General features: G+C 70.0%; 23 protein-coding genes and 1 tRNA gene. 12 read left to right on the top strand and 12 right to left on the bottom strand.

Going from position 1 to position 20,817, the window contains the following annotated elements:
- Positions 1-20: 20 nt before the first annotated feature.
- Positions 21-97, bottom strand: a tRNA-His gene (locus JHW48_RS08870).
- Positions 98-198: 101 nt separating this feature from the next.
- Between JHW48_RS08870 and JHW48_RS08865 the strand changes: the two genes are divergently transcribed.
- Positions 199-408: a DUF6324 family protein gene (locus JHW48_RS08865; protein ID WP_119885457.1), complete on the top strand. Its 210-nt coding sequence runs from the start codon at positions 199-201 to the stop codon at positions 406-408.
- Here JHW48_RS08865 and JHW48_RS08860 read toward each other — a convergent pair.
- Positions 389-850 (bottom strand): MmcB family DNA repair protein, encoded by a 462-nt coding sequence (locus JHW48_RS08860; protein ID WP_119885458.1) that lies wholly within the window; start codon positions 848-850, stop codon positions 389-391. The two genes, JHW48_RS08865 and JHW48_RS08860, sit on opposite strands and share 20 nt — an antisense overlap.
- A gap of 99 nt (positions 851-949) precedes the next feature.
- Here JHW48_RS08860 and JHW48_RS08855 point away from each other — a divergent pair, with 99 nt between their 5' ends.
- Complete coding sequence (locus tag JHW48_RS08855; RefSeq protein WP_119885459.1) at positions 950-1,297, top strand: RidA family protein; 348 nt, start codon at positions 950-952, stop codon at positions 1,295-1,297.
- Here the strand turns inward: JHW48_RS08855 and lpxB are convergent.
- The 8 genes from lpxB to JHW48_RS08815 all read right to left on the bottom strand — a co-directional run bounded on the left by lpxB (position 1,281) and on the right by JHW48_RS08815 (position 11,331).
- Complete coding sequence (gene lpxB / locus JHW48_RS08850; protein WP_119885460.1) at positions 1,281-2,435, bottom strand: lipid-A-disaccharide synthase; 1,155 nt, start codon at positions 2,433-2,435, stop codon at positions 1,281-1,283. The genes JHW48_RS08855 and lpxB overlap by 17 nt on opposite strands.
- A gap of 63 nt (positions 2,436-2,498) precedes the next feature.
- Complete coding sequence (locus JHW48_RS08845; RefSeq protein ID WP_119885461.1) at positions 2,499-3,305, bottom strand: LpxI family protein; 807 nt, start codon at positions 3,303-3,305, stop codon at positions 2,499-2,501.
- Positions 3,302-4,090 carry an acyl-ACP--UDP-N-acetylglucosamine O-acyltransferase gene (gene lpxA / locus JHW48_RS08840; RefSeq protein WP_119885462.1) on the bottom strand — a complete coding sequence of 263 codons (789 nt, stop codon included), beginning with the start codon at positions 4,088-4,090 and terminating at the stop codon, positions 3,302-3,304. Before lpxA ends, JHW48_RS08845 begins: the two co-directional genes overlap by 4 nt.
- The gene (fabZ, locus tag JHW48_RS08835; protein WP_119885463.1) at positions 4,083-4,559 is read right to left on the bottom strand and encodes a 3-hydroxyacyl-ACP dehydratase FabZ; all 477 of its coding nucleotides are present in this window, start codon (positions 4,557-4,559) and stop codon (positions 4,083-4,085) included. The genes lpxA and fabZ overlap by 8 nt, the downstream gene beginning before the upstream one ends.
- A gap of 61 nt (positions 4,560-4,620) precedes the next feature.
- The gene (locus JHW48_RS08830) at positions 4,621-6,699 is read right to left on the bottom strand and encodes a hypothetical protein (RefSeq protein ID WP_119885464.1); all 2,079 of its coding nucleotides are present in this window, start codon (positions 6,697-6,699) and stop codon (positions 4,621-4,623) included.
- Positions 6,696-9,440, bottom strand: a complete 2,745-nt coding sequence (locus JHW48_RS08825; protein ID WP_119885487.1) for a DUF4159 domain-containing protein — start codon at positions 9,438-9,440, stop codon at positions 6,696-6,698. Before JHW48_RS08825 ends, JHW48_RS08830 begins: the two co-directional genes overlap by 4 nt.
- A complete protein-coding gene (locus JHW48_RS08820; protein ID WP_119885465.1) occupies positions 9,440-10,327 on the bottom strand; it encodes a DUF58 domain-containing protein in 888 nt (295 codons plus the stop codon). The genes JHW48_RS08825 and JHW48_RS08820 overlap by 1 nt, the downstream gene beginning before the upstream one ends.
- A complete protein-coding gene (locus JHW48_RS08815) occupies positions 10,324-11,331 on the bottom strand; it encodes an AAA family ATPase (protein WP_119885466.1) in 1,008 nt (335 codons plus the stop codon). Before JHW48_RS08815 ends, JHW48_RS08820 begins: the two co-directional genes overlap by 4 nt.
- A 64-nt stretch (positions 11,332-11,395) precedes the next feature.
- On the opposite strand from JHW48_RS08815, the gene JHW48_RS08810 reads away from it, so the two are divergent.
- From JHW48_RS08810 to metK, 9 genes are all read left to right on the top strand, one after another.
- Entirely contained in the window at positions 11,396-11,941 is a 546-nt protein-coding gene (locus tag JHW48_RS08810; protein WP_119885467.1) for a DUF1285 domain-containing protein, read from the top strand.
- The gene (locus tag JHW48_RS08805) at positions 11,941-12,711 is read left to right on the top strand and encodes a hydroxypyruvate isomerase family protein (RefSeq protein WP_119885468.1); all 771 of its coding nucleotides are present in this window, start codon (positions 11,941-11,943) and stop codon (positions 12,709-12,711) included. The genes JHW48_RS08810 and JHW48_RS08805 overlap by 1 nt, the downstream gene beginning before the upstream one ends.
- A gap of 82 nt (positions 12,712-12,793) precedes the next feature.
- Complete coding sequence (locus tag JHW48_RS08800) at positions 12,794-12,925, top strand: hypothetical protein (protein ID WP_272835580.1); 132 nt, start codon at positions 12,794-12,796, stop codon at positions 12,923-12,925.
- A 9-nt stretch (positions 12,926-12,934) separates the two neighbouring features.
- Positions 12,935-13,114, top strand: coding sequence for a hypothetical protein (locus JHW48_RS08795; RefSeq protein WP_119885469.1), 180 nt, complete (start codon positions 12,935-12,937; stop codon positions 13,112-13,114).
- Positions 13,115-13,143: 29 nt separating this feature from the next.
- A complete protein-coding gene (locus JHW48_RS08790) occupies positions 13,144-13,824 on the top strand; it encodes a hypothetical protein (protein WP_119885470.1) in 681 nt (226 codons plus the stop codon).
- Positions 13,825-14,190: 366 nt separating this feature from the next.
- Complete coding sequence (typA, locus tag JHW48_RS08785) at positions 14,191-16,011, top strand: translational GTPase TypA (protein ID WP_119885471.1); 1,821 nt, start codon at positions 14,191-14,193, stop codon at positions 16,009-16,011.
- Positions 16,012-16,239: 228 nt separating this feature from the next.
- Complete coding sequence (locus tag JHW48_RS08780) at positions 16,240-16,899, top strand: TetR/AcrR family transcriptional regulator (RefSeq protein WP_119885472.1); 660 nt, start codon at positions 16,240-16,242, stop codon at positions 16,897-16,899.
- 66 nt (positions 16,900-16,965) lie between these two features.
- Entirely contained in the window at positions 16,966-18,351 is a 1,386-nt protein-coding gene (gene ahcY / locus JHW48_RS08775; RefSeq protein ID WP_119885473.1) for an adenosylhomocysteinase, read from the top strand.
- Between the two features lie 4 nt (positions 18,352-18,355).
- Complete coding sequence (metK, locus tag JHW48_RS08770; protein WP_119885474.1) at positions 18,356-19,531, top strand: methionine adenosyltransferase; 1,176 nt, start codon at positions 18,356-18,358, stop codon at positions 19,529-19,531.
- Between the two features lie 34 nt (positions 19,532-19,565).
- On the opposite strand, the gene JHW48_RS08765 is transcribed toward metK, so the two are convergent.
- Together JHW48_RS08765 and JHW48_RS08760 are read right to left on the bottom strand one after the other, a co-directional pair.
- Positions 19,566-19,922 carry a DUF4870 family protein gene (locus JHW48_RS08765; RefSeq protein WP_205961865.1) on the bottom strand — a complete coding sequence of 119 codons (357 nt, stop codon included), beginning with the start codon at positions 19,920-19,922 and terminating at the stop codon, positions 19,566-19,568.
- A complete protein-coding gene (locus JHW48_RS08760) occupies positions 19,919-20,389 on the bottom strand; it encodes a type II toxin-antitoxin system RatA family toxin (protein ID WP_119885475.1) in 471 nt (156 codons plus the stop codon). The genes JHW48_RS08765 and JHW48_RS08760 overlap by 4 nt, the downstream gene beginning before the upstream one ends.
- A 70-nt stretch (positions 20,390-20,459) precedes the next feature.
- Here JHW48_RS08760 and JHW48_RS08755 point away from each other — a divergent pair, with 70 nt between their 5' ends.
- On the top strand, positions 20,460-20,642 hold the full coding sequence (locus JHW48_RS08755) for a hypothetical protein (RefSeq protein WP_119885476.1): 183 nt from the start codon (positions 20,460-20,462) through the stop codon (positions 20,640-20,642).
- Positions 20,643-20,817 lie beyond the last annotated feature (175 nt).

The following is a 20,817-nucleotide window of genomic DNA, read 5'->3' as shown; positions in this document are numbered from 1 at the left end:
CGGGGATGCAAGGGGGGAAGTGGTACCGCCTCCCCGGCTTGAACGGGGGACCTCTAGATCCACAATCTAGCGCTCTAACCAACTGAGCTAAGGCGGCACAGGGCGGTTCTTTAGCCCCCGCAGCGGCCGGTTGCAAGCCCCGCTTGCCGTGAAATTGCGTCCGCGATACAGAAAGTTCTGACGCGAAAGGACAAGACCATGGGCATCAACAGCGAAAGCGACATCACCGCGAACCTGCAGATCGGGCCGACCGACCTGGGCATGGTGCGGATCTACATCCAGGGCGAGGGCGTGGACCTGCCCATGGATTTCGACCCCGAGGAGGCCGCCGAGATCGCCGAGGAGCTGATGGCCGCCGCCGAGGCCGCCCGCGCCATGGGCGGCAAGCCTAAAAAGCCCCGGCGCTGAAGGCCTCCGGGTCGGTCAGCGCCTGCAGGCGCAGGGCTGCGGCGCGGGCGATGTCGCGCTGCAGCCGGGCGCGCCGGGCCGCGGCCAGCCGGGTTTCGGGGGCCATGCGGATGATCTCGGCCCCGAAGGCGTCGGCCTGGATCAGGCCGGTATCCCCGGGCAGCAGATCGGTCGGGAAATCCCCGTCCACCGCCCAGAAATAGCGGTCGCACCATTCCAGATAGCCCTGCCATTTGCGGTCGGCGCGGAAATCCGCCCGGCCGCTCTTGCATTCGACGATCCAGACCTCGCCCTTGGGGCCAAGGCCGATCACGTCCACGCGCAGCCCGCGCGCGGGGGTGAATTCGGTCAGCACGGCGTGATCCAGGCTGCGCATCAGGCGGCAGACGCCGCGCGCCAAACGCTGGCCCGGCATGGGGGGCAGAAGGGCGGGTTCGGACATGGCGCGCAGCCTAGAACACAGCGGGAACGCCCGCAACCCGCCTTGCCGCCGCCGGACCGCGCGTATAGCCTGCCGCCCGACCCAAACAGGAGAAAGAACATGAGCGACATCAAGCGTCTGGAAACCGGCACCCGCATGAGCCAGGCGGTCATCGCCAACGGCTTCGTGTTCCTGGCGGGCCAGGTGGGCGAGCCGGGGACCTCGGTGACCGACCAGACCCAGGCCATCCTGGCCCAGATCGATTCGCTGCTGCAGCAGGCGGGGACCGACAAGACGCGCATCGTCTCGGCCCAGATCTGGATGGCCGACATGGCCGATTTCGCGGAAATGAACGCGGTCTGGGATGGCTGGGTGCCGCAGGGCCACGCCCCCGCCCGCGCGACCGGCGAATCGGCCTTGGCGACCCCCGACTACAAGGTCGAGATCATCGTCACCGCGGTCCTGTGACCGCCTGAATGACCGAGCGCGCCGCGCGAAGGCCCGGCGCCTCGCCCCCCCGCCCGAGGCGGTCCATCGTCAGGTCCATCGCCTCCAGCTGGGCCTTGCGCCGGGGCGGATCCTCCAGCGCGGCTTGCAGCGCTTGGGACAGCGGCCCGGGCTGGCAGGCCCGGCCCAGGAATTCGGGCACCGCGCGGGTCTCGCTGACCAGGTTCACCAGCGTCACCGTGTCGGTCCGCAGCAGCCAGCCGATCACCACCCGCGACAGGGGCGCCATGTCATAGCCGATGACCATGGGGATGCGGTTCGCCGCCAGCTCCAGGCTGACCGTGCCGGATGCGGCCAAGGCCAGGTCGGCGGCGGCGAAGGCCGCGCGTTTCTCGTCCGCCTCCTCGATGACGATGGGGGCGGTGGGCCAGCGGCGGGTCATGTCGCGCACCATGCCCGACACGCCCGGCACGGTGGGCAGGACGACGCGGATCTCTGGGACGCGGTCGCGCAGGCGCATCAGCGCCTCGTCGAAGCGCGGCCCGAGGCGCGCGACCTCGCCGCGCCGCGACCCGGGCAGGCACAGGACCACCGGCGCATCCGCGTCGATCCCGTGGGCGTTGCGGAACAGCCGCGCCCGGTCCGGCCCGTCCACGGCGGCGGTGGCGACGGGATGGCCCACGAAATCGCAGGTCATCCCCGCGGCCTGCATCAGCGGCGGCTCGAAGGGCAGGATGGCCAGGACGTGATCGACCACCTGCGCCATCTTGGCCGCCCGCCCCGGACGCCAGGCCCAGACCGAGGGCGCGACGTAATGGATAGTGCGCAGGTCGGGCCGCTGCGCCCGGACCAGCCGCGCGACGCGCAGCCCGAAATCCGGGCTGTCGATGGTGATCAGCACATCGGGCGCGGCCTCGATCACGGCCTTGGCGGTCTGGGCAATGCGGCGCTTGAGATGGCGGTATTTCGGCAGCACCTCCCACAGGCCCATGACGGACAGCTCGTCCATCGGGAACAGGCTGTCCAGGCCCAGGGGCTGCATGGCGGGGCCGCCCACGCCCGCGAATGTCGCATCCGGGTCCAGCTGCGCCAGCCCCGTCATCAGGGCCGCGCCCAGCTGGTCGCCCGAAGCCTCGCCCGCGATCAGGAAATAGCGCATTGGGACCCGTCCTGCTGTCGTCGCCCTATGGGTATCGGCCGGGGCACCGATGGGCCAGCGGATTCAGCCCGCCGCATCGTCCGGCATCGGCGCGGCCCAGAGAAACAGCCCTGCCGCCTCGGCCCGCGCCTGCATGGCGGGCAGGTCCAGCGCGATCACCCGGCCCGCCTGCCACGCGATGCCCGACAGGCCCGCCGCCGCCGCCTGATCGACGCTGTCGGGACCCAGGGTCGGCATGTCGATGCGCAGGTCCTGGCCGGGCTTGGCCGCCTTGCAGAAGACGCCGCCCCGCCCCTCGGGCCGGGTGCGGGCCACGAAATCCAGCATCGCCGCGGTGCCGGGCAGGGTCTCGATCGCCAGGCACAGGCCCTTGGCGACCACCGCCCCCTGCCCGATGTCCAAGGGGCCCATATGGCGCAGGATCCGCGCCGCCTGATCCACGTCGCGGCGGTCGCACGCCTCGGGGATGCCCGCCCAATGCCCCTCGGCCGGGACCAGATCGGGCGCGATCTGGGGGACCGAGGCGATCTGCAGGTCGTTCTCCTCGAAGATGTCCAACACGGTGCGCAGCGCGGCATCGTCGCCCGACTGCATCGCGGCCAGGATGCGCGGCACCAGCGCCGCCGTGCGCGGATCGAAGAGGTCCGGGTCCAGGCGCGGCCGCCGGATCGCGCCGGCAAAGATCACCCGCGTCACGCCCCGGTCATGCAGCGCATCCAGAAAGGGCACCAGCCGTTCCAGCCGGAAAGGCTGTGCCGCGAGGCCCTCGGGGGAGAAACCCTCCAGCGCATAGACCAGCGGATCGTCCAGCCGGGCGGCGATGGCCGGGGCCAACGCGCCCTGGCCCGCGATGACGGCGATACGGCTCATGCGAAGCGCGGCGGCAGAAAGCTGCGGTCGGAAGGGCCCAGGATGAAGTCGATCACGTCGCGTTCCATGGGGCTGGGATCGGCGGCCTCGCGCGCGCGGGCGGTCTCGCGCATGGCGCCGCCGGCCAGGGCGGACACGAGGCCCCGCAGCGCCGCGATGTCGGCGCGGGTGGCGCCGCGCCGCTTCAGGCCCACCAGGTTCAGCCCGTCCAGATGGCCGCGCGGCCCCTGCACCAGGCCATAGGGGATCACGTCCGCCGTCACCATGGTCACCGCGCCGATCATCGCGCCGCGCCCGATGCGCACCCATTGATGCACGCCCGACAGCCCGCCCACGATCACGTCATCCTCCAGCGTGCAATGGCCCGCGATGGCCACGCTGTTGGCCAGGATCACCCGGTCGCCGATGCGGCAGTCATGGCCCACATGGCTGGAGGCCATGAACAGCCCGTCATCGCCCACCCGCGTCAGCCCGCCGCCCCCGGCCGTGCCGGGATTCATGGTGACATATTCGCGGATGCGGTTGCGGGCGCCGATCTCCAGCCGGACATCCTCGCCGCGGAACTTCAGGTCCTGGGGCACCTCGCCGATGCTGGCAAAGGGAAAGATCACCGTTTCCGCCCCGATGACCGTGTCGCCGGACACGACCACGTGGGATTTCAGTTCCACCCCGTCGTCCAGCCGGACCTTGGGTCCGACGACGCAGAAGGGCCCGATGCGCACCCCGTCGCCGATCTGGGCGCCGGGCTCGATCACGGCCGAGGGGTGGATCAGGGCATCAGCCATCCTTGCGGGCCATCATCGCCGTGTATTCCGCCGTGGCGCAGACCTGGCCGTCGACCATGGCCGTGCCCTCGAACTTCCAGATCTTGCCGCCGCCGCGGATGGCGCGGCAATGCAGTTCCAGCACGTCGCCGGGCACGACCATGCGGCGGAACTTGCATTTGTCGATGCCCATGAAATAGGTCAGCATCTCCTCGTCAACGACGTTCATGCTGATGCCCACGACGACGGCGGCGGTCTGGGCCATCGCCTCGATGATGGTGACGCCGGGCATGACCGGCTGATTGGGGAAATGGCCCTGGAAATGCGGCTCGTTCGAGGTGACCATCTTGATGCCGACGGCGCTTTCGAAGGGGACGATGTCGCGCACCTTGTCGATGAACAGGAACGGATAGCGATGCGGAATGATCCGCTTGATCAGCGACAGGTCAGCCTCGGTATAGGGGGCGGGATTGCGCGCGTCGTCAGCCATTTGCGTTCCTTCAGGCGGTTTGGATCGGGTTACCAACCGGGGCCGCGGATGGCAAGCGCGGTCAGGCCCGGCGGCGGCCCTCGGCCAGCCAGCCGGTCAGGATCAGCCCCGCGATCAGCATCAGCCAGGCCCAAGGCGGCAGGACGGGCCGGCGTTCCAGCCCCGTGACGGTCGCGGCCTCGCGCGCGGTGACGCCGATCCAGGGGCCGGACAGGGCGCTGCCGCTGGTGGCGCGGCCCGCGCGGACCTGCCGCAGGTCGGGGATGCCGTCCGACAGCCGCGTGACCGACCCGCCCGAGGCCGCGACCAAGGGCGCCAGCAGCGGCGCATCGGCGACCGTCTCCTCGAATTCGCGCGGCGCCGCGGGCCCGAGCGCCAGGACGCGGCTGATCCCCCCCTCCTCCAGCCGATAGAGGCCGGGGCCGGGCGCGGTCCAGTCGGCGGTCAGCCGGCCCGGGCCCTGCGCCTCCAGCGGCAGGTCGGTTACCTGGCCGTCGGGATGGGTGATCCGCAAAGGCCCGGTCCGGGGCTGCATCGTGCGGCGGGTGAAACGCACCGACAGCCCGTCGCGGATATCGGCCAGCAGGGCCTCCTCCTCCAGGTCGGGTTCCTTCATCGACCAATGGGCGATGCGGCGCAGCAGCTCCAGCTGCGGGCCGCCGCCCTCGAAGCCGCGCCCCCACAGCCAGACCTGGTCCGAGGTCATCAGCGCCACCCGCCCCTGGCCCACCCGGTCCAGGATCAGCAGCGGGCTGTCCCCCGCCCCGGTCATCGCGACCTGGGCACCGGGCTTGGGCGTCACCTCGGCCATGCGCAGCCAGCGGCCCCAATCGGGGTCGTCGCCCTGCCCGCCCGGCAGGCCCGCGGTGACCGGATGGCGGCGCCCGTCATCGGTCAGGCGCGGCAGAAACGGCTCCTCGATCACCCGGCCGGTGGGGCGGGCGGGCAGGATCGGACCCAAGGGCGACAGGTTCAGGCTTTCGACCGATGCCATCTCGGGGCCGGCCGAGACCAGGATCGCGCCGCCCTGTTCGACATAGCGCGCGATGTTCATGTAGTAATCGGGCGGCAGGATGCCCCGCACGCTGTAGCGGTCGAAGATGATCAGGTCGAAATCGTCGATCCGTTCCAGAAACAGCTCGCGCGTGGGAAAGGCGATCAGCGACAGCTCGTTCACGGGCACGCCGTCGAACTTGTCGGGCGGTCGCAGGATGGTGAAATGGATCAGGTCCACCGCCGCGTCGGATTTCAGCAGGTTGCGCCAGGTGCGTTCCCCGGCATGCGGCTCGCCCGAAACCAGCAGCACGCGCAGCCGGTCGCGCACGCCGTTGATGCTGACGGCGGCGGCGTTGTTGCGGGTTGTCAGCTCGCCCTCCACCCCGTCCAGCTCGATCTGGACGACGTTCTGGCCGGCATGGCCGATGGTCACCGGCAGCTCCAGGCTGGTGTCCAGGGGGACGGCCACGGTCACCGGATCCTCGCCATCGACCGACAGGCGCAGATCGACCCCGCCCGCGCGGGCGGAGGGGGGGACGGCGCCCTGATCCTCGATGCGCAGGCGGATGGTGACCTCCTGCCCGATCAGGCCGAAGGCGGGGGCCTCCTCGATGACCAGGCGGCGGTCCCAGTCCCCGGGCTGGCCGGTCAGCAGGACATGCAGTGGCGCGGGCAGGTCCTCGGGCAGCATGGGCGCGTCATGCAGGCGCCCGTCGGTAACGGCGATCACGCCCGCCAGACGCCCCTCCGGCTCGGCCGAGACGGCGCGGGCGATGGCCCCGCCCAGCTGCGTGCCGTCGGGATCGTCGCCCAAGGTCACGCGGCGCAGCTCGGTATCGGGCAGGGTCGCGGCGGCGGCGGCGATGCGGTCCACCGCGCGGTCGGTCTGGTCGCCGCGCCCGGGCAGGTCCTGGCTGGCCGACCGGTCGTCCAGCAGGATCACGATATCCGACAGGCCCGCGCGGGTGCCGATCTCGACCGCGGGACCGGCCAGGGCTAGGGCCGCGGCCAGCCCCGCCAGCCCGCGCCACGCCCAGCCCCGCAGCCCGCGCCACAGCGCGAAGCCCGCGACCAACAGGGCCAGCCCCGCCAGCGCGGCGATCGCCCACCAAGGCAAGGCCGGGTCGAAACGCAGCTGGGTCATCGCGACAGGGCCTCCTCGTTGCGCAGCCGGTCCAGCAGCGCGGGCACATGCACCTGGTCGGATTTGTAGTTCCCGGTCAGCACATACATGATCAGGTTGACGCCGAAGCGGGTCGCCATCTCGCGCTGGCGGTCGCCCTCCCCCCCGCCGGAGCCGATGGGAAAGGCGGGATAGCCATCATCGTCCACCGCCCAGGCCTCGGCCCAGCTGTTGCCGCCGATGATGACCGGGCTGACCCCGTCATTCAGCTGGCGGAAAGGCATGCCCGCATCGGCGGTGGCGCCGACCGGGGGGGCCTCGACCCAGACCGGGTTGCCCTGCCAGCGGCCGGGGAAATCCTCCAGCAGATAGAAGGTGCGGGTCAGGACGTGATCCTCGGGCACGGGCGCCAGGGGCGGGATGTCCAGGGGCGCGGCCAGCCGGCGCAGCGCCTGCGACATGTCGGGGCCGCCCACCCCCGCCACATCCCCGTCGCGCGTGTCGAAGAGGATCATCCCCCCCGACCGCAGAAAGGCGTTCAGCCGCAGATAGGCGCGCGGGCCGGGCGGCAGCTGCGCCTCGGTCACGGGCCAATAGAGGAAGGTCAGCAGCGACAGGTCGTCGGTTTCCAGATCGACGCCGATGGGGCGCCCCGGCTCGACCGAGGTGCGGCCCCGCAGCGCCAGCGACAGCCCCCAGAGCCCCTGTTCGGACGCCTGGTCGATGCGCGGATCGCCGGTCTGGACATAGGCCAGCGCGACCTCGGCGGCGGCGCGCATCAGGTCGGAGTCCAGCTCCTGCGCCTCGGCCCGCGGCAGGGGCGTCAACGCCAGGATCAGCAGCGCCGCCGCCATGCGCCGCCCGCGCCCCAGCATCGCCGATGCCAACGCATCCACCGCCAGAAGGATCGCCGCCGCCGCCAGCAACAGGCCCTTGAGGTCGCGCCCCGGCCCGGTCCGGGCGCTTTCCACCATGGCGCCGGGCCATTCGGCCAAGGCGATGGGTCCGCCCGCATTCAGCGCCTGCTGGCGTTCGCCCGCGGCATAGATGCCTGCGGGGCGGTCGGGTCCGGGGCCTTCGGCCATCAGGTCGGCCGCGACGGGCGACAGGCCCTCGGGGTCGTTGGGGCGGCCGAAGCCGTCCAGCACCAGACGCGGCGTCCAGAAGGGCCGGTCGCGATCCTCGGCCGTGGCCTCGGTGGGGGACATGCGGGCGGTGGCGACCAGACGCTCCATCATCTGGACGAAGAGGCCTGACAGCGGCAGGTTCGACCATTCCGCATTGGCCGTGACATGGATCAGCACCACCTGCCCCGCGCCAAGCCGGTCGCGGGTGATCAGCGGCGTGGCATCCGACAGGGCGGCGATCGTGCGCGCGCCCAGATCGGGGCCGGGCTGGGCCATCAGCTGGGCGCGCACCGTCACGTCATCGGGGATGGCCAGCCCCGCAAAGGGACCGTCCGCCGCAAAGGGCGCCAGTCCGCGCGGATCGCCCCATGACAGCGCGCCGCCGATGTCGCGCCCGCCCTCGCGCAGCGCGACGGGCAGCAGCGCCTCGTCCTGCAGGCGGTCATAGCCCGCCATGCGCGGCCCGGCAAAGCGGATCAGCAAGCCCCCATCCTGGACCCATCGGGACAGGTCCTCCGCCTCGGCCAGCTGGACCTGATCGGCCAGCACGATCACATCGGGCGCCGTGTCCAGCACATCGCCGAGCGCGCCCTCGACCAGGTCGGTGCTGGGGGCCAGGGCCTGGCGCAGGTAATGGGTCTGGGCCAGCAGCTGCTGCCCCTCGGCCAGGGGGTCGCCGACCAGCGCGACCTTGCGGCGGCGCACGCGGTCATCGGCCAGCACGACGGCCCCGGCATGGGCCTCGCCCTCGACCTGAAAGCGGGTGATGCGGTTGCGCAGCTCGGGCGGCAGGTCGATGGCGACGGGGCGGCGGGCGACGCCGTCCTCGCTGCGCGGATCGCCGGGGGTCAGCCGCGCCAAGGGACGTTCGATCCCCTGCGGGTCGGGGCCGATGGCCAGGATCGCGGGGGCGGCCTCGTCGGTCTGGGACAGGGTCAGCGAGGGCGTCTCGCCCCCCTGCAGGGTCAGGCTGCGCAGGGGGCGCGCGGGCGGGACGACGGTGACGGGGCCCAGATCGCTGAGCGCCTCCAGCCAGGCCGCGCGGTGCGGGTGATCGGTGCCGTCCGCGATCCAGAGCGTGGTCAGCGCGCCCTGGGGCCGGTCGGCCAAGGCCGCGCCCGGATCACCGGGCAGGCCCGTGGCCCAGGCCGCGGGCTGGGCGCCGCGCAGGCCCGACAGCCAGTCCGTCCCCGCCCGGAACGCCACCGGCCCGGTGGCGGGCCGGGCATCGGCCAGGACCAGCGCCGCCGGACGCCCGTCGCGCGCGGCATCCGTCAGCGCGCGTTCGGCCCGCATCTGGCGCGCCGACCAGTCGGGGGCGGCGGCAAAGCCCGCATCCAGCACCACCAGCAGCGGACCGTCCGCCGGGGCCTGGACCACGGGGCGCCAGACCGGCCCCGCCAAGGCCAGGATCAGCGCCGCGATCGCCGCCAGCCGGATCAGCAGCAGCCACCACGGCGTGCGCTGCGCGACCGGGTGGCGGTCGGCCAGCCCGGCCAGCAGCGCCACGCCCGGAAAGACCACCCGGCGCGGCGCGGGCGGCATCGCGCGCAGGATCACCCACAGCACCGGCAGCGCCACCAGCGCCGTCAGCAGCCAAGGCGCCGCAAACCCCAAGGGCCCCAGCAGCAGCATCAGCGCGCCCCCAGCAGCAGCCACAGCCCCGAGAGCGCGTCCTGCGGCGGCTGATCCGTGCGATGCATCGCATATTGCCAGCCCGCCCGGCCCGCCTTGTCGCGCAGCCAGTCCTGCCGTTCGGCCAGCCGCGCCAGATAGGCCGCGCGCAGCCCGCCCGCATCGCGGCTGTCATGGCGCATCCCGCCCGAGGCGGAGCGGAACTCCACCGCGCCGTCATAGGGGAATGTGACCTCGTCGGGGTCCAGCACCTGCAGCAGGATGCCGGTCACGCCCATGCCCGCGGCCTGGCCCAGCAGGGCCTCCAACCAGGCGGGGTCGGTCAGGAAATCCGATATCAGCACGACCCGCTGATGGGGCCGCAGCGCGCCGGGGGGCGGGCTGTCGCCGTCGGCTTGGGCGCGGGCGGGGCGCGCCAGGTCCTGGGCCAGGCGGTCGGCCTGCAGGCGGCCCGCGCGCGGCGGCTCGCCCAGAAGGCCCACGCGTTCGCCGCCGCGCAGCATCAGCATGCCCAGGGCCAGGGCCAGCACGGCGCCACGGCCGCCCTTGGCGGGCCGGTCGGGGCCGCCGGTGAAATCCATCCCCTGCCCCGCCGACAGCCAGATCGCGGCGGCCTGCGCGGTCTGCGCCTCGCGGTCGCGCACGAAGCGCGCATCCGACCGTGCCGATCGCCGCCAGTCGATGCTGCGCGCGCCGTCGCCGATGCCCGCGGGGCGGTATTGCCAGAAATCCTCGCCCGGGCCGGCGCGGCGCAGGCCATGGGCGCCGGGGGCCACCATCGCGGCCAGACGCTCCGCCGCCAGGATCAGCGCGGGCAGATGCGCGGCGACATCCTCGGCCCCGGCGCGCAGATCGGCAGGGCTCGGATCGGCAGGGGGCGGGGTCATGCGGCGCGACGCGCCCCGAGGCGGTCGTCCAGCAGGCGCGCGATCACCGCGTCCAGCGTCTCGCCCCGCGCGCGGGCCGCGAAGGTCAGCGCCATGCGGTGGCGCAGGACCGGGGCCGCCATCGCGGCCACATCGTCCAGCGTCGGCGCGAAGCGGCCGTTCAGCACCGCCCGCGCCCGGGTGACCAGCATCAGCGCCTGCGCGGCGCGCGGGCCGGGACCCCAGGACAGGGTGTCGGCGACGAAGCCCGCAGCCTCGGGCGCGCCGGGGCGGGCGGCGCGGACCAGGTCCAGGATCGCCTCGACCACGGCCTCGCCCACGGGCATGCGGCGGATCAGGCGCTGCGCCTCGATCAGCCCCTGGGCGTCGAAGGCCGCATGCGGGACCGCATCCTCCAGCCCGGTCGTGGCGACCAGGATCTCGCGTTCGGTGTCGCGGTCGGGATAACCGACCTCGATCTGCAGAAGGAACCGGTCCAGCTGCGCCTCGGGCAGCGGATAGGTGCCCTCCTGCTCGATCGGGTTCTGGGTGGCCAGGACGTGGAAGGGCCGGCCCAGGGGACGGTGTTGGCCGCTGATTGTGACCTCGCGTTCCTGCATGGCCTGCAGCAGCGCGGATTGGGTGCGGGGGCTGGCGCGGTTGATCTCGTCCGCCATCAGCAGTTGGGTGAAGACCGGCCCCTCGATGAAGCGGAAGGCGCGGCTGCCATCGGGCCGCGCGTCCAGCACCTCGGAGCCCAGGATGTCGGCGGGCATCAGGTCGGGCGTGAACTGGATGCGCTGGCTGTCCAGGCCCAGCACGGTGGACAGCGTGTCGACCAGCATGGACTTGCCCAGCCCCGGCTGCCCCACCAGCAGCGCATGCCCCCCCGCCAGGATCGCGGCCAGCACCTGTTCGACCACGTCATGCTGGCCCACGAAGCGGCGTTCGGTGCTCAGGCGCGCCTCGGCCAGCCGGTCGGCCAGGGCGCGGACCTCGGTCACCAGATTTTCGTCCGACGTCATGACAATGCCCTTCCGCTGCTTTATGCAGAAGCATAGGCAACCGGGGCGGAGGCGACCAGATCGAATGGCGGAAAACGGTGACAAAAGCGTGAGTGCCGAGGGGCTGGCCGAGGCCGCGGGCCGGGCCGCCAAGGGCGGGCTGCCGCCAGTGCATCTGTGGAACCCCCCCTATTGCGGCGAGATGGACCTGGAGATCCGCGCCGATGGCAGCTGGTGGCACGAGGGCACGCCCATCGGCCGCCCGGCCATGGTGCGGCTGTTCGCGGGCATCCTGAAGCGCGAGGGGGACCGGTTCTTCCTGGTCTCGCCGGTCGAGAAGGTGGGCATCCGGGTCGAGGACGCGCCCTTCCTGGCCATCGACGCGCAGATCGAGGCCGGGCGCATCACCTTCACCACCTCGGTGGGCGACAGGGTGACGGCGGGGCCGGACCATGCGATCATCATGCGCGGGACGGGCGACGCGCCGCGTCCCTATGTCCATGTGCGCGCCGGGCTGGAGGCGCTGATCGACCGCAAGACCTTCTACCGCCTGGCCGAGGCCGCGTCCGAGAGGCCGGACGGGCGCCTGGCCGTCACCTCGGACGGCTGCGATTTCGGACTGGAGCCCTGATGCCGCGCATCGCCGCCAATCTGACCACGCTGTTCACCGAACTGCCCATGCTGGACAGGTTCGCGGCGGCGGCCGATGCGGGCTTCGAGGGGGCCGAGATCCTGTTTCCCTATGACATCGCCGGGCCGCAGCTGGCCCGCGCGGCGGCGGCGGCGGGCCTGCCCATCGTGCTGATCAACGCGCCGCCGCCGAACTGGGCGGGCGGGCCGCGCGGCTTTGCCGCCGTGCCGGGGCTGGAGGACCGGTTCCGCCGCGATTTCGAACGCAGCCTGCGCGTGGCCGAGGCGCTGCGGTCGCGCCACATCCATGTCATGGCGGGCCGCGCCGAAGGCCCGGAGGCGCTGGACACGTTGGTCCGCAACCTGGCTTGGGCCGCCGAGCGCGCGCCCCATGCCAGCCTGACCATCGAGCCCGCCAGCCCCCGGTCCATGCCGGGATCCTTCCTGACCGATTACGGCACCGCGCTGGAGGTGATCGGGCGGATCGGCGCGCCGAACCTGGGGCTGCAGCTGGACATGCACCACGCCCTGTCGATCACCGGCGATCTGGCCGCCTGCTGGGACGACGTGGCGGCGGTCACCCGCCATGTCCAGATCGCCGGATGGCCCGCCCGCACCGAACCCGACCCGCAGGCCGCGCCCTTGGCGGGCCTGCTGGCGGCACTGGTTGCCTCGGGCTATCGCGGCTGGATCGGGGCGGAATACGACCCCACCCGAACGACGCAGGCGGGGCTGGGCTGGCTGGACCGGCTGCGTGGCGTGGTCGCCTGACCCCGCGGCGACAGGGCTGCAACGGGCGAAGGATTTGTTTCTGAACGCGGAACCCCTTCCCGCCTGATCCGTTGCAGTCTCGATGCGTCGCGATGTCGCCCCTCTGGCGGCACGGGACCCGGACAAGAAGGGAAAGCACATGAATTCTATCATCTATATCGTCGGCCTGGTGGTCGTTGTCCTGTTCGTCCTGTCGTTCCTCGGCCTGCGTTGAGGAGGGATCATGAACGAAATCCATGAACCCGCCGGGGGCGGGCGCAACAGCCACGTCGACTGGCCGGCAGTTTTCGCCGGTGCGGTCATCGCGGCGGGTGCGTCGATCGTCTTCACCGGCTTCACGGCGGCCATCGGTCTGGGATCGGTCTCGGCCGATCCGGACCGGGGACTGGGACATTCGCGCTGATCCTGGTCGGCCTGTTCGCTTTCCTGGCGATGCTGGCGGTCTATGGTCTGGGGGGCTATGTCGCCGGCCGGATGCGCCGCCGCACCTCGACCTCGGAGGACGAGATCGAGGCCCGTGACGGCATCCACGGCCTGACGGTCTGGGCCATCGGCATCCTGATCTCGGGCGTGCTGGCGGGCAGCGTCATCGGTGGCGGCATCCGCGCCGCGGGCAACGCGGCCTCGACCGCGGTCGAGGCGACAGGCGCTGCCGTGGGCGGCGCGCTGCAGGGCACGGGCCAGCTGGCCGGTGGCGTGATCGGCGGCGTGGGCCAGGTGGCTGGCGGTGCGATCAGCGGCGTGGGTCAACTGGCCGGCGGCGCGGCCAGCGGCCTGTCCGAGGCCGACGGCCCGGATGGCGGCAACCCGCTGGACTACATCACCGACCGCTTCCTGCGTGGTCAGGAAGCCGCCGGCGAGGAGTTCTCGGACGAGGCGATCCGCCGCGAGCTGACCGCCATCGCGGGCCAGTTGCTGCGCACGGGCGAGATCCCGGACGAAGACCTGGACTACATGCGTGACGCGCTGGCCGCGCGGACCACGCTGACCCCGGCCCAGATCGACGCCCGCGTCGAGCAGGTCGTGGACCAGGTCAACACGCTGCGGACCGAGGCCGAGACCCGTCTGACCGAGGCGCAGGCCCAGGCCGACGAGGCGCTGGCCGCAGCCTAAGCCCAGGCCGCCGAGCTGCGCGCCGAGGCCGAGCTGCGCCTGCAGGAGGCCCAGGAGGCCGCCATCGACGCCGCCGAATCCGCCCGCCGTGGCGCGGTCTGGTCGGCGCTGTTCCTGGCGGTGTCCTCGCTTATCGCCGGTCTGGCGGCATGGATGGGCGCTATCAAGGGTGGCCAGGACCGCGACGCCGGTCGCATCTGGGCCGGTCTGACCCGCACCCGTCGCTGAGGCGACAACCGAACGCCAAGCCTGAAGGCCCCCGACCCTGCGTCGGGGGCCTTTGCCATGCGAGACGCGCAATTGCGGTCTGGCCTTTGGGGCCCCGATCCGCTAGGGGACCGGCGAAACCTCTGGATCAAGGCCCTCATGGATATCCGCAACATCGCCATCATCGCCCACGTCGACCACGGCAAGACCACCCTTGTGGACCAGCTGCTGCGTCAGTCGGGGTCCTTCCGCGAAAACCAGGCCGTCGCGGAACGCGCGATGGACAGCAACGACATCGAACGCGAACGCGGCATCACCATCCTTGCCAAGGCGACCTCGGTCGAATGGAAGGGCACGCGCATCAACATCGTCGACACGCCCGGCCACGCCGATTTCGGCGGCGAGGTCGAGCGCATCCTGTCGATGGTCGACGGCGTCTGCCTGCTGGTCGATGCCGCCGAAGGCCCGATGCCGCAGACGAAATTCGTGACCTCCAAGGCGCTGGCGCTTGGCCTGCGCCCCATCGTGGTGCTGAACAAGGTCGACAAGCCCGCCGCCGAACCCGACGACGTGCTGAACGACGTGTTCGATCTGTTCGCGAACCTGGGCGCCAATGACGAACAGCTGGACTTTCCGCATGTCTATGCCTCGGGGATCGGCGGTTGGGCCGATGCGACGCTGGACGGCGAACGCAAGGACATGTCGGCGCTGTTCGACCTGATCCTGCAGCATGTCCAGCCGCCCAAGCAGGTGGCGCGCGCCGAGGAACCCTTCCAGATGCTGGCCACCACGCTTGGCGCCGACCCCTTCCTGGGCCGCCTGCTGACCGGCCGCGTCGAGGCGGGCACCGCCAAGGCCGGCGACACGCTGAAGGCCCTGTCGCGCGACGGCGAGCGGCTGGAGCAGTTCCGCATCAGCAAGATCCTGGCCTTCCGCGGCCTGACCCAGACCCCGATCGACATGGCCGAGGCCGGCGACATCGTGACCCTGGCCGGCATGTCCAAGGCCACCGTGGCCGATACGCTGTGTGCGATGGAGGTGGACACCGCCCTGCCCTCGCAGCCGATCGACCCGCCCACCATCAGCGTCACCTTCGGCATCAATGACAGCCCGCTGGCCGGTCAGGACGGAAAGAAGGTGCAAAGCCGCGTCATCCGCGAGCGCCTGATGAAGGAGGCCGAGGTCAACGTCGCCATCAAGGTCGAGGACACGCCGGGCGGCGAGGCCTTCGTCGTCTCGGGCCGGGGCGAATTGCAGATGGGCGTCCTGATCGAGAACATGCGCCGCGAGGGCTTCGAGCTGTCGATCAGCCGCCCGCGCGTGATCTTCAGCGAGGAAGACGGCCAGCGCATGGAGCCGATCGAGGAGGTCATCATCGATGTCGACGACGAATATACCGGCGTCGTCATCGAGAAACTGACCGGCGAGCGCAAGGGCGACCTGGTCGACATGCGCCCCGCAGGCACCGGCAAGACCCGCATCATCGCCCATGTCCCCGCCCGCGGCCTGATCGGCTATCAGGGCGAGTTCATGACCGACACGCGCGGCAACGGCGTGCTGAACCGCATCTTCCACGGTTGGGCCCCCTACAAGGGCGCGATCCAGGGCCGCCGTCAGGGCGTCCTGATCAGCATGGAGAACGGCGTCAGCGTCGCCTATGCCCTGTGGAACCTGGAAGAGCGTGGCAAGATGTTCATCGGCGCGCAGGAACAGCTCTATACCGGGATGATCATCGGCGAGCATTCGCGCGACAACGACCTGGAGGTGAACCCGCTGAAGGGCAAGAAGCTGACCAACGTCCGCGCCTCGGGCACGGACGAGGCGGTGCGCCTGACGCCGCCGGTCCGCATGTCGCTGGAGGAGGCCATCGCCTATATCAACGATGACGAGCTGGTCGAGGTGACGCCCAAGAACATCCGTCTGCGCAAGCGGCACCTGGATCCGCACGAGCGCAAGCGCGCCTCGCGCAGCGACGCCTGAGCGGGCGATAAACGTTAAAACTGTACACGGTCCGGTTGCGTCATGCAGCCGGACCTGTCGTTTTAGGCATGTCGCCTATTTGACACAGCGTGGTAATGTCACTGTACGGCCCGGTTCATCTGCGACCCTGGCCGGCCGGATTTGGAACCGACTGTATTGGCCCGTCACATGCGTTTTGACTCTTCCGCTTTTGTCTTGCCCAACCAAGCAACGGATCGGATCACCGACATGCCACATGCCATCTTGCATCACGATCCGCGCACCCTGCATGAGCGCATCCTCAGCACCGCGTTGATGCTGGTCGAGACATGCCAGACCCGCCCGCCCTGCCGCAACCAGGTGGCGCGCATCCTGGGCGAGCCGGTCGAACGCATCCACAGGGTCTTTCCCGACGACCGCGCGCTGCTGGTGGCGGGGGTCGAACAGGCGCTGGTCCTGTTGATGGACGGCTGCACGCGGGCGGTGGTCCGGGTCTCGCCCGACGATCCGGTGGCGCAGTTCATCGCCTTGGGCGACGCCTATCTGGATTGGGCCGCGGCGAACCCGACGCAGTTCCGTCTGGTCTCGGACTGCCAGATCGTCAATGCGGCCGAGGTGCCGCGCCTGCGCCGCTATCTGGAATCCCTGGACGAGTTGATGGTGCGCATGCTGACCCGCGCGCGTGACGATGGCCGCCTGCATCCGCAGGAGGATATCCCCCTGCTGGTCCTGTCCTCGCGCTGCTTCGCCGCAGGCTCGGCGCGGATGATGGTCGAGGGGCGGATGCCCGGAAAATCGGACGCCCATTCGCTGGATCTGGCCAAGTTGTTGATCCGCGACTTCGTCCGCCGTATTGCCCGCAGCAGCCAGGGCAATGGTAAACCGCGCGGGAACCCTGAGGCGGTTTAGACCCTTTCGGTGTGCGAGGGCATGGGCTATCCCGGTCCCAACCCGTGATTGACCGAAAGAGCAGCCGTGACCGATTACATCATCAAGGACATCGCCCTGGCCGAATTCGGCCGCAAGGAACTGGACATCGCCGAGACCGAGATGCCGGGCCTGATGGCGCTGCGCGCCGAATATGGCGAGGCCAAGCCCTTGGCGGGCGCCCGCATCGTCGGCAGCCTGCACATGACCATCCAGACCGCCGTGCTGATCGAGACGCTGACCGCGCTTGGCGCCGATGTGCGGTGGGCGTCCTGCAACATCTATTCCACCCAGGACCATGCCGCCGCCGCCATCGCCAAGGCGGGCGTGCCGGTCTTTGCCATCAAGGGCCAGAGCCTGGAGGAGCATTGGGACTATCTGGACCGGTCCTTCCAGTTCCCCGAGGGTCCGAACCTGATCCTGGACGATGGCGGGGACGCGACGCTCTATATCCTGCTGGGCGCGCGGGCCGAGGCGGGCGAGGATGTGATCCCCGTCCCGCAATCCGACGAGGAGGCCGTCATCAAGGCTCAGATCGCCAAGCGCCAGGAACAGTCGCCCGGCTGGTTCACCCGCATGCGCGACCAGATCGTTGGCGTGTCCGAGGAGACGACGACCGGCGTGCATCGCCTCTATGACCTGATGAAGAACGGCCAGCTGCCCTTCCCCGCCATCAACGTCAATGACAGCGTCACCAAGTCGAAATTCGACAACAAATACGGTTGCAAGGAATCGCTGGTCGACGGCATCCGCCGCGCGACCGACGTGATGATGGCCGGCAAGGTCGCGGTCGTCTGCGGCTATGGCGATGTGGGCAAGGGCTCGGCCGCGTCGCTGCAGGGTGCGGGCGCCCGCGTCAAGGTGACCGAGGTCGATCCGATCTGCGCCCTTCAGGCCGCGATGGACGGGTTCGAGGTGGTGACGCTGGAGGATGTGGCCGCGAGCGCCGACATCTTCATCACCACCACCGGCAACCGCGACGTGATCCGGCTGGAGCATATGCGCGAGATGAAGGATATGGCGATCGTCGGCAATATCGGCCATTTCGACAACGAGATCCAGGTGGCGTCCCTGCGCAACCACAAATGGACCAACGTCAAGGACCAGGTGGACATGATCGAGATGCCCTCGGGCAACCGCATCATCCTGCTGAGCCAAGGCCGCCTGCTGAACCTGGGCAACGCCACCGGCCACCCGTCCTTCGTGATGTCGGCCAGCTTCACCAACCAGGTCCTGGCCCAGATCGAGCTGTGGACCAAGGGCGACGAGTACAAGCCCGGCGTCTATATCCTGCCCAAGCATCTGGACGAGAAGGTCGCGCGGCTGCATCTGGACAAGATCGGCGCGAAGCTGTCGACGCTGTCGCCGGAACAGGCGGCCTATATCGGGGTTACGCCCGAAGGCCCCTTCAAATCAGATCATTACCGGTATTAAGCGCATGACAGAATACAGCACCTTCACCTCGGAATCCGTGTCCGAGGGGCATCCCGACAAGATCGCCGACCAGATCAGCGACGCGATCCTGGACGCCATCCTGGCCGAGGACCCGCGCGCCCGCGTCGCCTGCGAGACGATGGTCAAGACCGGCGTGGCGATCATCTCGGGCGAGATCACGACCAGCGCATGGGTGGATCTGGAATCCATCGTGCGCGGGGTGATCAACGATATCGGCTATACCAGCAGCGATGTGGGCTTTGACGGGGCGACCTGTTCGGTGATCAACATCATCGGCAAGCAATCCCCCGAGATCAACCAGGGCGTCGACCGCGAAAGCCTGGAGGAACAGGGCGCGGGCGACCAGGGCCTGATGTTCGGCTATGCCAGCGACGAGACCGACGTGCTGATGCCCGCGCCGATCACCTATGCCCACCGGCTGGTGGAACGCCAGGCCAAGGTGCGCCGCGACGGCACGCTGGACTGGCTGCGCCCCGACGCCAAATCGCAGCTGACCCTGCGCTACGCTGCCGATGGCCGCCCCGAGGCGATCGAGGCGGTGGTGCTGTCCACCCAGCACAATCCCGACATTGCCTTGGCCGATCTGCGCGAGGCCGTGATCGAGGAGATCATCAAGCCCGTCCTGCCCGCCGAATGGCTGGCCGACACGAAATATTTCATCAACCCCACGGGCAAGTTCGTTATCGGCGGTCCGGTTGGCGATTGCGGCCTGACCGGGCGCAAGATCATTGTCGACAGCTATGGCGGCATGGCCCGTCACGGCGGCGGCGCGTTTTCGGGCAAGGACCCGTCCAAGGTGGACCGCTCGGCCGCCTATGCGGGTCGGTGGGTCGCCAAGAACATCGTGGCCGCGGGCCTGGCCCGGCGCTGCGAGATCCAGGTCAGCTATGCCATCGGCGTGGCCGAGCCAACCTCGATCAGCCTGAACTGCTTCGGGACCGAGACGGTGCCGGTGGACCGCATCATCGCCGCCGTGCGCCGGGTCTTCGACCTGCGGCCCTTCGCGATCATCCGGGAGCTGGACCTGCTGCACCCGATCTATCGCCCGACGGCCAGCTATGGCCATTTCGGGCGCGAGCCCTATGCGCTGGCCGGGGCGACGGCCTTCAGCTGGGAACGGACCGATCGCGCGGAGGCGCTGCGCGACGCCGCATCGTGATCAAATGGGCCGCCCCTCGGGGCGGCCTTTCGCATCAATAGGCCATCATGCCCAGATAGCGCGTGCCCGTCACCGGTTTGCCGTCATTGGCCAGCAGAAAGCCCGAGATCACCCGCACCAGCCCCCAGACCGTCAGGAAGGCCCAGATCAGCACGCCGATCCCGATCAGCATGGTGACCGCCGCCAGCAGCGCGATGGCCAGGCTGATCCAGAAGGTGCGGATCTGAAAGGTCAGATGGCTGTCCAGCACCGCATCCCGGCCGCGCGAGAAATAGGCATAGACCAGACCCGCCAGCGCGGTGATCGCCACCAGATAGCCGATCGCATAGAGGCCATAGACGATCTTGGCCGGGGTCAGGTTGCGCTCCGGGGCGTCGGGCATCATGGTCATGGCGTCTCTCCGTAGAGTTTGCGGGCGCGATCCTCGAAGGCGCGGACGATGCGGCGCATCGCCTCGTTGAAGACGACGCCGATCAGCCGCTGCAGGATCGCATTCTTGAATTCGAAATCGACGTAGAAATCGACATGGCAGCCACCCTCGGGCCGGTCCTTGAAGGACCATCCGCTGCGCATGTACTTGAACGGGCCGTCCAGATATTCGGTGTCGATCTTCAGACGGCCATTCGCATCCTCGGGCCACAGCACGACGCGGCTGCCGAATTTCTCGCGAAAGACCTTGAAGCTGATGACCAGATCGGCTGCGATCTCCTCAGCCCCGTCGGGGCGGGTCTGGCGCGAGCGGATGCGCGCCGCGCTGTTCCAGGGCAGGAATTGCGGGTATTTGTCGATATCGGCCACCAGGTCATACATCTGGCGGGCGCTGTAGGGCAGATTTCGGCTATCCTGGTGATGCGGCAAGGGCGGGCTCTTGAGTTTCGGCGCGGCGTCTGGTTCGAATCACAGCAGGACTTAACAGGCGGGGCACGCGATGAACAACCTGATCTGGCTGATCCGGGCGGCCAAATGGTCGCGCAGACCGCCAAGCGCCAAGATGGTCAAGCTGGTCTTCGCGATCATCGGCGCGGGGTTGCTGCTGCTGGCGCTGGAACGGTTCGGGCTGTGGCCCGAATGGGCGATGATGGACCGCCGTCCCCCGCGCCTGCCGCATTAGTCGCGGGCGGAGGGAACCTTGGCCGCGCGCCGTTTCGGCGCACCGATGGCCAAGGTGATGGCGAAGGCCGTCATCAGGCCTGCAAAGGTCAGGATCAGGGACATGTCTTCCTCCGAAGGCGGCTGATGGGGTGTCGTCTGCGGTCCAACGCCGATGGGCCGGATATGTTCCGGGT

Source organism: Paracoccus aestuarii, assembly GCF_028553885.1.
Lineage (GTDB): Bacteria > Pseudomonadota > Alphaproteobacteria > Rhodobacterales > Rhodobacteraceae > Paracoccus > Paracoccus aestuarii.
The sequence above is the reverse complement of the archived record's forward strand: the minus strand, read 5'-3'. Positions and strand labels throughout refer to the sequence as shown.

Coding starts and splice junctions, on each gene's coding strand:
- JHW48_RS08865 (WP_119885457.1), top strand. CDS start 199: ATGGGCATCAACAGCGAAAGCGACATCACCGCGAACCTGCAGATCGGG.
- JHW48_RS08860 (WP_119885458.1), bottom strand. CDS start 850: ATGTCCGAACCCGCCCTTCTGCCCCCCATGCCGGGCCAGCGTTTGGCG.
- JHW48_RS08855 (WP_119885459.1), top strand. CDS start 950: ATGAGCGACATCAAGCGTCTGGAAACCGGCACCCGCATGAGCCAGGCG.
- lpxB (WP_119885460.1), bottom strand. CDS start 2,435: ATGCGCTATTTCCTGATCGCGGGCGAGGCTTCGGGCGACCAGCTGGGC.
- JHW48_RS08845 (WP_119885461.1), bottom strand. CDS start 3,305: ATGAGCCGTATCGCCGTCATCGCGGGCCAGGGCGCGTTGGCCCCGGCC.
- lpxA (WP_119885462.1), bottom strand. CDS start 4,090: ATGGCTGATGCCCTGATCCACCCCTCGGCCGTGATCGAGCCCGGCGCC.
- fabZ (WP_119885463.1), bottom strand. CDS start 4,559: ATGGCTGACGACGCGCGCAATCCCGCCCCCTATACCGAGGCTGACCTG.
- JHW48_RS08830 (WP_119885464.1), bottom strand. CDS start 6,699: ATGACCCAGCTGCGTTTCGACCCGGCCTTGCCTTGGTGGGCGATCGCC.
- JHW48_RS08825 (WP_119885487.1), bottom strand. CDS start 9,440: ATGCTGCTGCTGGGGCCCTTGGGGTTTGCGGCGCCTTGGCTGCTGACG.
- JHW48_RS08820 (WP_119885465.1), bottom strand. CDS start 10,327: ATGACCCCGCCCCCTGCCGATCCGAGCCCTGCCGATCTGCGCGCCGGG.
- JHW48_RS08815 (WP_119885466.1), bottom strand. CDS start 11,331: ATGACGTCGGACGAAAATCTGGTGACCGAGGTCCGCGCCCTGGCCGAC.
- JHW48_RS08810 (WP_119885467.1), top strand. CDS start 11,396: ATGGCGGAAAACGGTGACAAAAGCGTGAGTGCCGAGGGGCTGGCCGAG.
- JHW48_RS08805 (WP_119885468.1), top strand. CDS start 11,941: ATGCCGCGCATCGCCGCCAATCTGACCACGCTGTTCACCGAACTGCCC.
- JHW48_RS08800 (WP_272835580.1), top strand. CDS start 12,794: ATGCGTCGCGATGTCGCCCCTCTGGCGGCACGGGACCCGGACAAGAAG.
- JHW48_RS08795 (WP_119885469.1), top strand. CDS start 12,935: ATGAACGAAATCCATGAACCCGCCGGGGGCGGGCGCAACAGCCACGTC.
- JHW48_RS08790 (WP_119885470.1), top strand. CDS start 13,144: ATGCTGGCGGTCTATGGTCTGGGGGGCTATGTCGCCGGCCGGATGCGC.
- typA (WP_119885471.1), top strand. CDS start 14,191: ATGGATATCCGCAACATCGCCATCATCGCCCACGTCGACCACGGCAAG.
- JHW48_RS08780 (WP_119885472.1), top strand. CDS start 16,240: ATGCCACATGCCATCTTGCATCACGATCCGCGCACCCTGCATGAGCGC.
- metK (WP_119885474.1), top strand. CDS start 18,356: ATGACAGAATACAGCACCTTCACCTCGGAATCCGTGTCCGAGGGGCAT.
- JHW48_RS08765 (WP_205961865.1), bottom strand. CDS start 19,922: ATGACCATGATGCCCGACGCCCCGGAGCGCAACCTGACCCCGGCCAAG.
- JHW48_RS08755 (WP_119885476.1), top strand. CDS start 20,460: ATGAACAACCTGATCTGGCTGATCCGGGCGGCCAAATGGTCGCGCAGA.